This is a genomic window from Micromonospora sp. NPDC050784, from assembly GCF_044456765.1.
Classification (GTDB): domain Bacteria; phylum Actinomycetota; class Actinomycetes; order Mycobacteriales; family Micromonosporaceae; genus Micromonospora; species Micromonospora foliorum.
This window is the reverse complement of sequence record NZ_JBITGG010000003.1, coordinates 398,438-411,896: the sequence shown is the minus strand read 5'-3', so window position 1 is coordinate 411,896 and position 13,459 is coordinate 398,438. Positions and strand designations below refer to the sequence as shown.

9 protein-coding genes and 1 pseudogene are annotated in these 13,459 nt (G+C 71.7%); 8 read left to right on the top strand and 2 right to left on the bottom strand.

Translation table 11 applies throughout. The features are described from left to right. From ACIBD9_RS06335 to ispG, 5 genes and pseudogenes are all read left to right on the top strand, one after another. Window positions 1–98: pseudogene (locus tag ACIBD9_RS06335) on the top strand (ABC transporter ATP-binding protein); the annotation flags it as partial. 94 nt (window positions 99–192) lie between these two features. Further along, entirely contained in the window at window positions 193–837 is a 645-nt protein-coding gene (locus ACIBD9_RS06330) for a Uma2 family endonuclease (RefSeq protein ID WP_396715048.1), read from the top strand. 43 nt (window positions 838–880) lie between these two features. Further along, window positions 881–2,092, top strand: a complete 1,212-nt coding sequence (dxr, locus tag ACIBD9_RS06325) for a 1-deoxy-D-xylulose-5-phosphate reductoisomerase (protein ID WP_396715046.1) — start codon at window positions 881–883, stop codon at window positions 2,090–2,092. Beyond that, on the top strand, window positions 2,092–3,342 hold the full coding sequence (locus tag ACIBD9_RS06320) for a M50 family metallopeptidase (RefSeq protein WP_396715044.1): 1,251 nt from the start codon (window positions 2,092–2,094) through the stop codon (window positions 3,340–3,342). Before dxr ends, ACIBD9_RS06320 begins: the two co-directional genes overlap by 1 nt. Before the next feature lie 9 nt (window positions 3,343–3,351). Continuing rightward, window positions 3,352–4,524, top strand: coding sequence for a flavodoxin-dependent (E)-4-hydroxy-3-methylbut-2-enyl-diphosphate synthase (ispG, locus tag ACIBD9_RS06315; protein WP_387168204.1), 1,173 nt, complete (start codon window positions 3,352–3,354; stop codon window positions 4,522–4,524). Window positions 4,525–4,683: 159 nt separating this feature from the next. Here the strand turns inward: ispG and ACIBD9_RS06310 are convergent, their stop codons facing one another. After that, the gene (locus ACIBD9_RS06310) at window positions 4,684–5,277 is read right to left on the bottom strand and encodes a PadR family transcriptional regulator (RefSeq protein WP_387168207.1); all 594 of its coding nucleotides are present in this window, start codon (window positions 5,275–5,277) and stop codon (window positions 4,684–4,686) included. 112 nt (window positions 5,278–5,389) lie between these two features. On the opposite strand from ACIBD9_RS06310, the gene ACIBD9_RS06305 reads away from it, so the two are divergent. Together ACIBD9_RS06305 and ACIBD9_RS06300 are read left to right on the top strand one after the other, a co-directional pair. Continuing rightward, window positions 5,390–6,730 carry an MFS transporter gene (locus ACIBD9_RS06305; RefSeq protein ID WP_396715041.1) on the top strand — a complete coding sequence of 447 codons (1,341 nt, stop codon included), beginning with the start codon at window positions 5,390–5,392 and terminating at the stop codon, window positions 6,728–6,730. After that, the gene (locus tag ACIBD9_RS06300) at window positions 6,660–7,499 is read left to right on the top strand and encodes a GNAT family N-acetyltransferase (RefSeq protein ID WP_396715039.1); all 840 of its coding nucleotides are present in this window, start codon (window positions 6,660–6,662) and stop codon (window positions 7,497–7,499) included. Before ACIBD9_RS06305 ends, ACIBD9_RS06300 begins: the two co-directional genes overlap by 71 nt. A gap of 596 nt (window positions 7,500–8,095) precedes the next feature. Here ACIBD9_RS06300 and ACIBD9_RS06295 read toward each other — a convergent pair. Beyond that, complete coding sequence (locus ACIBD9_RS06295; protein WP_396715037.1) at window positions 8,096–8,659, bottom strand: hypothetical protein; 564 nt, start codon at window positions 8,657–8,659, stop codon at window positions 8,096–8,098. 1,194 nt (window positions 8,660–9,853) lie between these two features. On the opposite strand from ACIBD9_RS06295, the gene ACIBD9_RS06290 reads away from it, so the two are divergent. Beyond that, a complete protein-coding gene (locus ACIBD9_RS06290) occupies window positions 9,854–13,435 on the top strand; it encodes an ATP-binding cassette domain-containing protein (protein WP_396715035.1) in 3,582 nt (1,193 codons plus the stop codon). The last annotated feature ends 24 nt before the right edge of the window (window positions 13,436–13,459 follow it).

Below are 13,459 nucleotides of genomic sequence, written 5' to 3'. Positions count from 1 at the left end.
GTGAGGCGGTGCTGCACCTGCTGCGCCGCCGGATCGACGCGGGTGCCGCCGGAGTGCTGGTCACCCACGAGGCGCGGCACGCGGGCTGGGCCGACAGGCAATCTGTCGCACCCCGTGTGCGATGCCGTGCCCCGCGGGGCTGCGCGACTAGGCTGACCTGAGCAGGATCGTCCGCTGAGGGGGTGAGCCCGGATGGCCCAGGCAGCGTTCGCGCCGGAACCGGCGCCGCAGCACACCGAGCCGTCGTTCGACGTGCTGCGGTGGCACGACGAGCCGTGGACCGCGCAGCTCGCCCTCGACCTGTTGCCGGAGACCAACGGCCCCAAGGTTGAGGTCCTGAGCGGAAGCGTGATCGTGACACCACATGCCGGGTACGACCATCAAGACGCAGAGCTGGGTCTCGCCTATCTCCTCAAGCAGGCGGCCCGTCAGGCGAAGCTGTGGCTCTATCTTGAGACCAACATCGTCTCGGGCAGCGATCTCTTCATCCCGGACATCGTCATCCTCGACGCTCCCGGCGGCGGTCGAACGACGATGGATATCAGGCACGCCGTGCTTCTCGGGGAGATCGTCTCGCCCGGAAACCGGCGCAAGGACATCATCGACCGCCCGCGTGAGTATGCCGCCGCCAGCGTGCCCTTCTTCCTCCGGGTCGACCTGCGCAATCGGGTGCCGACCATCGCGTTGTACGAGCTGACCGAGGGGGAATACCGGCCGGTGGCTGCCGCTGCGGCCGGAACGCGCTTCGTCATGCGGGAGCCGTTCGAGTTCTCCATCGACCCGGCCGACCTGCTCGGGGAGGAAGCGCCGCCAGAAGCGTCGGAGGGGGACGCCTGAGGCTCCCAGCGGGCGTACAGCGGCAGTGGGGAAGAATGGCCTCGTGACTTCCCCCCGCGACCTCGTTCTGCTCGGGTCCACAGGCTCGATCGGCACCCAGGCGATCGACATCGTCCGGCGTAACCCGGACCGGTTCCGGGTGGTCGCCGTGGGTGCCGGCGGCGGCAACGTCGAGCTGCTCGCCACCCAGGCCCTCGAACTGGGCGTCGAGGCGGTCGGAGTGGCCAAGGCGTCCGCCGCGCAGGACCTGCAACTCGCGTTCTACGCCGAGGCGAGCCGGCGCGGGTGGGCCACCGGTGACTTCAAGCTTCCCAAGATCGTGGCCGGCCCGGACGCGATGACCGAGCTGGCCCAGTGGCCGTGCGACATCGTGCTCAACGGGGTGGTCGGCTCGCTGGGCCTCGCTCCTACGCTGGCCGCGCTGCGCGGTGGTCGTACTCTCGCGTTGGCCAACAAGGAGTCGCTCGTGGCCGGCGGCCCGCTGGTCAAGGCCGCGGTGACGCGGCCGGGGCAGATCGTCCCGGTCGACTCGGAGCACTCGGCGCTGGCGCAGTGCCTGCGCTCCGGGACGCGCGGTGAGGTGCGCCGGCTGATCGTCACGGCCAGCGGCGGCCCGTTCCGGGGTCGGCGGCGGGACGAGTTGACGCAGGTCACACCCGAGCAGGCGCTCGCCCACCCGACCTGGACCATGGGGCCGGTCGTCACTATCAACTCCGCCACCATGGTCAACAAGGCGCTGGAGGTGATCGAGGCGCACGAGCTGTTCGATGTGCCCTACGCCGACATCACCGTGATGGTGCACCCGCAGTCGGTGATCCACTCGATGGTCGAGTTCGTCGACGGGTCGACGATCGCCCAGGCCAGCCCACCGGACATGCGGCTGCCGATCGCGCTCGGCATGGGCTGGCCGGACCGGGTGCCCGAGGCCGCCACCGCCGTCGACTGGACGGCCGCGCACACCTGGGAGTTCGCGCCGCTCGACGACGAGGCGTTCCCGGCCGTCGCGCTGGCCAAGGCCGCCGGGGAGACCGGGCGCTGCCGGCCGGCGATCTACAACGCGGCGAACGAGGAGTGCGTGGCCGCGTTCGTGGCGGGCCGGCTGCCGTTCCTCGGCATCGTCGACACCCTCGGTCGAGTGTTGGACGAGGCTCCGGACTTCGACGAACCAGGTACCGTCGAGGACGTGCTCGCGGCCGAGTCGTGGGCACGCGCGCACGCGCAGGAGATCATCGCGGGTTCGGTGGAAGGAGCTTGATGTCGTACCTGCTCGGGGTGGTCCTCTTCGCCCTGGCCATTCTCATCTCGGTGAGTCTGCACGAGGCGGGGCACCTGCTGACCGCCAAGATGTTCGGGATGAAGGTCACCAAGTACTTCGTCGGCTTCGGCCCCACCATCTGGTCGTTCAAGCGGGGTGAGACCGAGTACGGCGTCAAGGGCATCCCCCTCGGCGGCTTCTGCAAGATCGTCGGGATGACGCCGCAGGACGACGACGTCGAGCCGGGCGACGAGTCGCGGGTGATGTGGCGCTACCCGGTCTGGAAGCGGACGATCGTGATGGCCGCCGGGTCGATCACGCACTTCGCGCTCGCCCTGGTCACGATCTGGATCCTCGCCGTCTCCGCCGGCCTGCCCAACCCCGACTTCCCGACCACCGACGCGCAGGCCCGCCAGGAGCCCGCCGTCATCCAGCTCAGTGAGTGCGTCGTTCCGGAGAACGCGGTGCGGGCGTGCACCCCCGCCGACGCGGCCAGCCCGGCCGCCCAGGCACAACTGCGCAGCGGTGACCGGATCACCTCGGTCAACGGCACCCCGATCAACTCCTACGGCGACCTGCTCACCACGCTGCGCGGGCTCAAGCCGGGCGACACCGCGCAGATCGCGTACGTCCGCGACGGGCAGCCGGGCACCACCAGCACGGTCCTCGCGCAGACCCAGCGTCCGCCGCTGAACGACCCCAACGGCGCCGCCGGGCCGGTGGCCGCGCTCGGCGTCGGGCTCGTCCCCAGCACACCCACCCGCGTGACGTACGGCCCGGTCGGCGCCTTCGGCGCCACCGCCGACTTCACCGGTCAACTGGCCGTCGGCACCGCCCAGGCGCTCCAGCGTCTCCCGCAGAAGGTCCCCGCCCTGTGGACCGCCCTCACCGGCGGCGAGCGGGACGTCGACACCCCGATCAGCGTGGTCGGCGCCAGCCGACTCGGCGGCGAGGCCGTGGAGAACAACGCCTGGCTGGTCTTCTTCATGCTCTTCGTGTCGCTGAACTTCTTCATCGGCGTGTTCAACCTGCTGCCGCTGCTCCCGGTGGACGGCGGCCACATCGCCATCGCCTGGTTCGAACGGGCCCGCTCCTGGGTCTACGCGCGGATCGGCCGGGCCGACCCCGGCCGGGTGGACTACCTCAAACTGATGCCCTTCACGTACGCGGTGATCCTGATCGGTGGCGCGTTCACGCTGCTGACCATCGCCGCGGACGTCGTCAACCCGATCACGCTCTTCTCAAGGTGAGTGCCTGAAGTGACCGCTATCAGTCTCGGTATGCCCGCCGTGCCGCCTCCGCCGCTCGCTCCCCGTCGGGCCAGCCGCCAGATCATGGTCGGTTCGGTCCCGGTCGGTGGTGGTGCGCCGGTGTCCGTGCAGTCGATGACCACGACCCTCACCTCCGACATCAACGCGACCCTCCAGCAGATCGCCGAGCTGACCGCGTCCGGCTGCCAGATCGTCCGGGTGGCGGTGCCGTCCCAGGACGACGTCGAGGCGCTGCCCGCGATCGCCAAGAAGTCGCAGATCCCGGTGATCGCCGACATCCACTTCCAGCCCAAGTACGTCTTCGCGGCGATCGACGCCGGCTGCGCGGCGGTCCGGGTCAACCCGGGCAACATCCGGCAGTTCGACGACAAGGTCAAGGAGATCGCTCGGGCCGCGGGGGCGGCGGGGGTGCCGATCCGGATCGGCGTCAACGCCGGCTCGTTGGACAAGCGCCTGCTGGCCAAGTACGGCAAGGCCACCGCCGAAGCGCTTGTCGAGTCGGCGCTGTGGGAGTGCTCGCTGTTCGAGGAGCACGGCTTCCGCGACATCAAGATCTCGGTCAAGCACAACGACCCGGTCGTGATGATCCGGGCGTACCGGCAGCTCGCCGAGCAGTGCGACTACCCGCTGCACCTCGGCGTCACCGAGGCCGGGCCCGCGTTCCAGGGCACCATCAAGTCGGCGGTCGCCTTCGGCGCGCTGCTGGCCGAGGGGATCGGCGACACGATCCGGGTGTCGCTGTCCGCGCCGCCGGTCGAGGAGATCAAGGTCGGCAACCAGATCCTCGAGTCCCTCGGTCTGCGCGAGCGGGGCCTGGAGATCGTCTCGTGCCCGTCCTGCGGGCGGGCCCAGGTGGACGTCTACAAGCTCGCCGAGGAGGTCACCGCCGGCCTGGAAGGGCTCCCGGTGCCGTTGCGCGTCGCCGTCATGGGCTGCGTGGTCAACGGTCCGGGTGAGGCCCGAGAGGCCGACCTCGGCGTCGCCTCCGGCAACGGCAAGGGCCAGATCTTCGTCAAGGGGCAGGTCGTCAAGACGGTGCCCGAGGCGCAGATCGTCGAGACGCTGATCGAGGAGGCGCTGCGGATCGCCGACGAGATGGGCGCCGAGCTCCCCGAGGAGCTGCGCGGGCTGGTCACCGGCCCGACCGTCACCGTGCACTGATCTTCCAGGTGGAAAAGCGGCCGTTCCCCGTGCGGGGAACGGCCGCTGTGCGTTTGTGCTGATCTTGCGTTTTCGCGCTGTGCTGCTCGTGCTGTGCTGCGGCCTGGCGCTGTGGTGCTCGTGCGCTGGTCCGGCCTGGCGCTGCGGTGCAGGCCGGCGTCACTCGGATTCGGCGAGGATCGCGTACAGCTTGCGCCGGGTCTCGTCGAGCACCTGGGCGGCCCGCTCGCGCTGGTCGTCGGTGCCGTTCATCATCACCTGACGCAGCGCGTTCATCGCCTGCGCGCCGGAGTCGCGGATGTCGTGCCAACTGCTCACCGAGCCCTGGGCGACGTCCGCCCACGGCGGGGTCTGCGCGGCCTCGGTGGCCTCCGCCTGACCGGCCTCGGTGACCGTGAACCGCTTCCGCCCACCACCGGACTCCTCGGTGCTGGCGACGATCACGCCCTCGTCCTCCAGTAGCTGGAGGGTGGGGTAGATCGAGCCCGGGCTCGGCCGCCACGCACCGCCGGTGCGGGAGTCGATCTCCTGGATCATCTCGTAGCCGTGCATCGGCCGCTCGGTCAGCAGGGCCAACACGGAGGCTCGGACGTTGGGGCGTCGGCCCCGACCCCGTCCACGGCCCCGGCCGCCCCAGGGGCCGCCGTGTCCGTGCTCGTGGCCATGACCGTGTGGACCGGGCGGGACCGGCGGGAAGCCGAACCCCCGCATCCGGGCCTCGTGCATCGGGTGGTGCTGTCGGTGGAACCTCATCGGGTTCTTCCTCTCGTAGGACTATCGCTGATGCATCAACGATATATCGGCAATGCATCGCCGACAACCCCGATTTACCAAACCGTACGTACGTCTTGTTAGGGTGTCGGTCATGCGCCTGCTACCCCCACCGGGCCCGGCCCGGGTCCTCACCGTCGGCACCCTGGTCAAGACCGTCGGGCGGGGCCTCTGGCTCGTCGCCAGCGCGCTCTTCCTCACCCGGTCGGTCGGCCTGTCGGCGACCCAGGTGGGCATCGGGCTGACCATCTCGGCCCTGGTCGGCGTGCTGGCCAGCACCCCGAGCGGCTACCTGGCCGACCGCGTCGGCCCGCGCGGCGTGCAGGTCGGCGCGCTGTTCGCCGCCGGCACCCTGACCGTCGGCCTGATCGCCGTCCGGTCGTTCCCCACGTTCGTGCTGGTGGGGGCGGCCACCGCGCTCGCCGACGCGGTCGAGCGCGGCGCCCGCGGCGCGCTGATCGCCGGAGCGATCCCGGCCGACCAGCGGGTCCGCACCCGCGCCTACCTGCGAGCCACCACCAACGTCGGGATCTCCGTCGGCGCCGTCCTCGGCGGCTTCGCCATCGCCGCCGACACCCGAACCGGGTACGTCGCGCTGATCCTGGCCGCCGCCGTGGCGTCACTGGCCGCGGCGGTGGTCTTCCTCCGGCTGCCCGCCGTCGCCCCGGTCGCCGCCCCGGCGCAGGGCCCTCGGCTGGTCGCCCTACGGGACCGCCCGTTTCTCGTCTTCACCCTGGTCGACGGGCTGATGTCGATGCACTTCAGCCTGCTCACCATCGCCCTGCCGCTGTGGATCGCCGGCCACACCCGGGCCCCCATCTGGATGATCTCCGCGTTGACGTTGGTCAACACCGTGCTGGTGGTGCTCCTTCAGGTACGCGCAGCGCGTACCGCCGTCACCCTGCCCGGAGCCGCCCGCGCCGCCCGTCGAGCGGGCGTGGCCATCGCCCTGGCCTGCGTACTCTTCGCCGCCAGCGGCGCGCTGCCCACCGCCGGCGCGGTGGGCCTGCTCGGCCTCGGGGCGGTCGCGCACGTCACCGGGGAGCTGTGGCACTCCGCCGCCGGCTGGGGGATCTCCTTCGGGCTGGCGCCAGCGGACGCCCAGGGGCAGTACCAGGGGACATACGGCATGGGCTACGAACTGGGCAAGATGCTCGCGCCGGTGGTGGTGACCACCCTCGCGCTCGGCTGGGGCGTGCCGGGCTGGCTCGTGCTCGGTGCCCTGTTTCTCCTGCTCGGAGCCCTGGTGCCCCCGGTCGTCCGGTGGGCCGGGCGGACCCGGCCGACCAGTGGGCCCGCAGAACCGGGACCGGCCTCGGCACTCGACCGGCGGAGCGGGGGGTCGATCTGGCAGGCTGATAGTCGTGCTGACGGTGCCGGTACGCCAACTGGGGGAATCGGAGCGCCGCGCGGTCGAGCGACTGCTCGACCATGACCCGTTCGCGGGCGCGCAGGTCGCCGAGCGGATCGCCGCGCGCGGACTCTCCTGGTGGCGGGCCGAGGGCAGAATCCTGGGGTACGGGGCCCGCCGCAACCTCGAATCACTCTGCTGGCTCGGCGGCAACCTCACCCCGGTGCTGGCCAGCGAAGCCGCGGTGGCTGCCTTCGCCGACCTGCTCGCCGGCGAGGAACGGCTCTGCTCCTCCATCGTCGGCCGGGCCGACGCCGTCCTCGGGCTGTGGGACCGGCTCTCCGACACCTGGGGGCCAGCACGAGACGTCCGCCCCAACCAGCCACTGCTGGTCACCGACACGCTGCCACCCGTACCGGCCGACCCGGAGGTACGCCAGGTTCGTTCCGGCGAGGTCGACCGGCTCTTCCCAGCGGCGGTGGCCATGTACACCGAGGAGGTCGGCGTATCCCCGCTGGCCGAGGACGGCGGACGCAGCTACCGCCGGCGGGTCAACGACCTGGTCCGGACCGGTCGCGCGTACGCCCGCGTCGTCGACGGCAAGGTTGTCTTCAAGGCCGAGCTGGCCGTGGTGACCAAGCGGACGGCGCAGATCCAGGGCGTCTGGGTGGCACCCGAGTGGCGAGGCCGCGGAATCGCCACCGCCGCCATGGCAGCCGTGGTCCGCGACGCCCTGCTGCGGGTCGCCCCCACCGTCAGCCTGTACGTCAACGATTTCAACCTCCCGGCCCGCCGCGTCTACGAGCGCTGCGGCTTCCAACCGATCGGCACCCTGGCCACCGTCCTCTTCTGACGGGTCGGCTTCGGGTGCGCCTGCGGTGCGTCCCCCTGGTTCAGGCCGCTTGGCCGCTTAACCGCGGCCGCTTTGCCACTTGGCGATCGGCCGCTGGCTGCTGGCTGTTTTGTCGCTTGGCCGCTGGCGCTTGGCCGCTTGGCCGCTTGGCCGCTGGCGGCTGGCCTCTTGGCCGCTTGGCTCCTGGCCGCTTGGCCGCTGGCGAGGGCGCCGTGGGCGCCTTGCACTACCTGCTTGACGTGTCGGTTGGCGGGCAACGCCAGATCCGGCTGCGCTGCGGGTATGGGCATGCCGAACTGCCCCGGCGCAGGCGGAGGGCGTCGACCAACCAGCATCCGCTCGCAGATCTTGGACAGTTTCCGTTCTGCGCGAACGGAAACTGTCCAAGATCTCGCGGGCAGCCACCCACCGAACCGTGCCATCCGCCCCCGGCGGGTACGCGGCGGCGCGGCATCCGCGGTCAGCGACCAGCATCCACGTGCCTCCCGCGCACGGAAATGGAAGTGGACGTGCCGCTGGCCGGCACCCCGGATTGGGGGTGCCGGCCAGCGGTCGGTGTCGTTCTGTGGTCTTGCCGTGCGGTGGTGGTGCGGTGGTCAGCTGTTCCAGTGCTGGGCGACGAGGTCGGTGGCTTGCTGTTCCCACTGGGCGTAGGCGTCCGGGTAGGCCGATACCTGCACGGTCTGCGCGGCGTCGGTCAGCGGCATGTCCTGCCACCCGTCGACCTGCTTCAGCCCCTTGAGGAACGCGGTGGTGGAGTACTCGGGGTCGGTGATCTGCTCCGGCGTGCCCCAACCACTGGACGGGCGCTGCTGGAACAGGCCCAGCGAGTCGTGGTCGTTCATGTCGCCGAGGTGACCCAGGTTCTCCAGCTTCGACTCCTGCAGGCTCGTCGCGATCGAGATCACCGCGGCCCGCTCCGGGAGGCCGGCCTTCTTCGTGGCGGCGATGATCGCCTTGACGTTGGCGGTCTGCTCGTCGTTCAGGGTGATGTGGGACTGGTCGCCCTGCGGCTTCGGCGCGTTGGTCTGCACCGCCACCGCGACCGGCTTGGCGTCCACGGCCGGGTTGGCGTGCGCGGCGACCGGGCCGGCGAAGACACCACCGGCGAACGCGAGACCAGCAACAGACAACATGCTCTTACGGAAGATCGTGTTCATCAGGGGTAGCTCCTTCGGGGGTAGAACACCCCAACCGCCAAAAAGGGGGGAACGGCGGCGAGGGTGTGAGCACCTCGTCCGGCGCTGCACAAACAAGAGGGAAAGTCTTTGGGGGTTGACGCCTACCGGGCGTCGGGGTCGGCGACCTGGCGAGCGGGGGCTCGTGGCGCCGGGTCCCCGTGTAACGACCGGGGGCCGGGGGTCATTCCGGGGTTGGCCCACCTGCCGGGCACTCTCGTCGAGGCTGCGGCTGCGGTCGTTCGTCGGGACTACAACGACCCGGGGGCCGGGGCCATTCCCGGGGGCGGCCCACCTGCCGGCACCCTCATCGAGGCGGTGCCCGTCGGTCGTTCGTGCGGACTGCAACGACCGGGCGGAGGCTGGCATTCCAACCTGCGTGACCGCCCCGACGGGCGGGGGCTGGTTGGTGGTGCTGCGATCGTCAGGGTATGTAACGACCCCGGCCCGGCCACGATTCCAGCCCACGGGTGCACTCGGTCACCAACCACACCGCCCAGGGTCGGACAAAACACCCACACCGCGCCCGGCCGTGGCGTTGAATCGCCCCTCATCCGACGTGATCCACTCGGGTTCACGGAAGTCGGGGCATTCCGGACGCCCGGACACCCCGACTTCCTGAAACCCGAGTCGATCAAGAAGTTCGATGGCGGCACGACGTGGCGGAATTCGAAATAATCGGACAAAACCTTCGCCGAGCGTTCAGTCTAGCGTCCGCCGAGCCCTGTCGAGCCTTCGCCGGGCGCTCCGCCGAGCGTCCCCAAAGTGCTTCCGAGTCTGCCGTCGAGCGTGCCGCGGGGCGTCCCCCGGGCCGGGCCGCCGGGCGTCGCTCGGGCCGGGCCGCCGGGCGTCGCTCGGGCCGGGCCGCCGGGCGTCCCCGGGCATGCCGCCGGGCGTGCCGCCGGGTGTCCGCTGGGTGTGCCGTCGAGCGTGCACGTCGCCTGGGCGACGTGCGGTGCGGCGGGTGCGGGTGTGGGACGGGTTGTCGCCGTTGGCCGGCGGCGGGGCGGGGTCTGAGCCGGTGGCCGCATGTCTACGGCGCGGTCGGCGTCGCTCACCACACCGGCCGCTGGCTGAACTGCCGGACGCCCTGCTCAGGGCCGGAAAATCGGTTGAATTGGTGGGTTGGTGCCGGCAGGCTGAGGTCTCCGCCACCCACGTCCCGGAGGACTTTCCATGCGCCTGCTCCGTGATCTGTGGGGCACCTCGACCCGCCGTATGACGATCGTGGCCGTTCTGATCGTGTTGGGCGCCGCGGGGCAGGCGGGCGCGTCGGCGCTGGCCGGCGCGGTGCTGGTGCATCGTTCGGCTGGCTTCTTCGCCGTCCTGGCCGCGGCTCTGGTCGCCGTGGTCCTCAGCGACCTGGCGGTGAGTCTGCTGATGGCCGGCCTGACTGCCGACTGGTCGGCGGACGTGCGGCGTCGGCTCTGTCGCGTCGCGCTCGGGCAGGACTTGCCCACCCTGGAGACCACTCCGGTGGGCGAGTTGCTGGACCGGATCGACGGGGACGTCTATCAGGTGGCGTCGGCGGTTCGTAACCAGGGCACCCGGCTCGCCCAGGGCCTCTGCGTCGGTCTGTTGTCGATGGTCGTGGCGCTGTTCGTGTGGTGGCCGGCGGGGATCGCGATGCTGCTGCTCACGGTGGTGCTGGCGGTCGGTCTGCGTCGGCCCACGGCGCGGATCGGCCCGGCCCGGATGGCCGAGGAGGAGGCGTGGTCCGACCTGGCCGCCGTGATGGAGGAGGCGGTGCACGGTCAGGACGATGTACGCACCAGTCTGGCGCGGCCGTACGTGCTGCGGTTGTACGCCCGGCGGGCCGCTGCCGTGCTGTCCCGGGGCACCGTGGTCTGGGTGTTGTCCGCCCGGGTGGCGACGGTGGCCACCGCGACGATCCGGGCCGGCATCGGCGTGGTGGTGCTCGGCGGGGCCTGGGCCTTGGCCACCGATCGGATCGACGCCGCCCGGCTCACCGCCATCTGGCTGCTCGCCCTGGCCTTCGGGGCGACAGCGGAACACGTCAGCCGGATGGTGCCGGAGATCCAGGAGGCTCTTGGTGCGTGGGCGCGGGTGCAGTTGCTCTATCAGGCCCGGCAGGAGCCGGTGGGCGGGGCCAGCCCGAGCGAGGGTGACCTGCGCATTCGGGACCTCACGTTCGCCTACGGGGAGAGTGGCCGGGGGGCGGCGCTGCGCGGGCTCAGCCTCACCTTCGCCCGCGGTCGCTCGTACGCGCTGATCGGACGCACCGGGTCGGGCAAGTCGACGCTGGCGAAGGTGCTCACCCGGGCGGTCGACGTGCCGCCGGGCACAGTCTTCCTCGGCGGTACCGACCTGTGCGACCTCGACGTGGAGCAGTTGCGCCGCTGGGTGGCGTTGGTGCCGCAGCGTACGGAGATCCTGGCCGGCACGCTTGCCGAGAACGTGGCGCTCTTCGACCCGGAGTTGCTCGACGCGGCGGCTCGGGCGCTCGACGAGCTGGGCCTGGCCGGTTGGATCGCCGAGCTGCCGGACGGGTTGACGACCCGGCTGGGGGAGGGCGGGCACGTGCTCTCCGCCGGTCAGGAACAGTTGGTGGCGTTCGCCCGGATCCTGGTCCGGGAGCCGCACGTGGTGATCCTCGACGAGGCCACCGCGCGGCTGGACCCGGTCACCGAGGCGCGGGTGCAGCGGGCCACCGAACGACTGCTGCGCGACCGGATCGGCATCGTCATCGCACACCGACTCTCCTCCGTACGCCGCTGTGACGAGGTGGTCGTCCTGGCCGACGGCGCGGTGGTCGAGGCCGGTCCGCTGGAGACGTCGACGCGCTTCGCCGAACTGTTGGCGACCAGCCACGCCGCCGCGTACGCCACGGTGGTGCCGGCCGGTCGCACCGGCACCGACCTGCTGGTCGGCCCCGGGCCGACCGACCCCTGGCCGACCGAGCCGGCGCCCGCGCGGGGCGAGCCGGTCGCGGCGAACGAGCAGGCCGCCGCCTGGCCGACCGAGCCGACACCCACGCGGGCCGAGCGGGAGACACCGCCCGACGGCACGCAGGGCGCGGTCGGGCCGACCCGGGCCGACCCGCCGCCACTGCCGCCGGAGCCGCCGGCCCGGACGCTGCGGGAGATCTTCCGACTCTGCACCAACGATCCCCGGTACGGGGCAACCGCGATCGTGTTGTTCCTCGGGCTCAGCCTGCTCGGGCTGGACGGTCCGGTGCTGCCCTGGCTCTGGGCGGACCTGGTCGACGGGACCGGCAACCCGTACCTGCCGGCGGTGGGGATCGTCGCCGGGCTGCTTGTCACCCTGCCGCTGCCGTTCTACACCCATGTCTGGTTCCCGCAGTGGTGGGTGCGGCAGATGCTGCGGATCGGTCTTCGCCTGGTGCACGGTCAGACCGGGCCGCGCCGGGTCAGCTCACACACGCCCGCCGAGGTGGTGGCGCAGGGTGGGGACACCGAGCGGGTGGTTCAGCTCGCCGACAACGTGTTGGACCAGACCGTCGCGCTGGTGCTCGTGGTGGCCATGACGGCGGTCACCGGCAGCGTCGTACCCGGGTTGTTCTTCCTCGGCACGATGGTCGTCTCCGGGCTGGCCGCGACGTTGTTCGGGCCGAAACTGGAGCGGGCGGCCCGGGCGACGGTGGCGGCGCGGGCCTCCTTCGCCACGGCGCTGGTGTCGGCGCTCTCCGCGGCGCGGACGGTGAAGCTCGCCGGCGCGACGACGGCGGTGCTGCGCCACCTGGCGGGCCTGGACGTGCTGCGCAGCGACCGGCAGCGGCGGGAGATCTCGGTGCAGGTGTGGGCGCGTTCCACACCGTCGATGGCCAGCGGGCTGTTGCCGATCGGCGCCTGGGCGCTCTACCTGAACGGTTCGCTCTCCGCCGGGGCGGTGCTGGTGGCCGTCTCCACCCTGGGTGCGGCCCGCTGGTTCGCCTGGACGACGGCGTCGTTGATCTCGCAGCTGCCCTCGGCGCGGGTCTGGACCCGGCGCACGGCGGCGATGACCGGGGTGAGCGCGTACTCCGCGGGGGTGCCGGAGGTCGACCTGACCGCCGGGACGGCGCCCGCGCCGACCATGCCGCCCCGGCATCCGCTGCGCCGGCTGGAGCTGCGCGGCTTCGGGGTGGTGCACTCCGACGGGACGGTGGCCGTCCGGGACGTGGACCTGACCGTGCAGCGGGGGCAGTTGGTGCTTGTCGTCGGGCCGGTGGGGTCGGGCAAGTCCTCGTTGCTGCGGGGGCTGGCCGGGATCGTGCACCACACAGGCGAGCTGGCCTGGAACGGTGACCCGGTGACCGAGCCGGAGCTGTTCCTGCGCCCGAACCAGGTCGGTTACGTCGGTCAGTTGCCCCGGGTGCTCTCCGGCACGGTGGCCGACAACATCGCCCTCGGGCACCAGGTGGACGCGGCCGGGGCGGTCAGCACCGCCCAGCTCGACCATGACCTGGCCGCCGCCGGTGGTGGACTGGGCCTGCTCATCGGGCACAAGGGCACCCGGCTCTCCGGCGGGCAGTTGCAGCGGTTGGCGTTGGCCCGGGCGCTGGCTCCCCGTACCGAACTGCTGGTCGCCGACGACGTGTCGTCGGCGCTGGACGTCACCACCGAGCTCGCGCTGTGGCAGGCGTTGCGCGGCCACGGGGTGACAGTGGTCGGCTCGACCGCGAAGCGCGCCGCGTTGGTCCGGGCCGACCACGTGGTGGTGTTGCTCGGCGGCACCGTGGCGGCCCAGGGCACCTGGCAGGACCTGGAGGGCGACTGGTCGCACCTGGCCGGTTGACCGACGGCCGGTCGGCCGCTCACG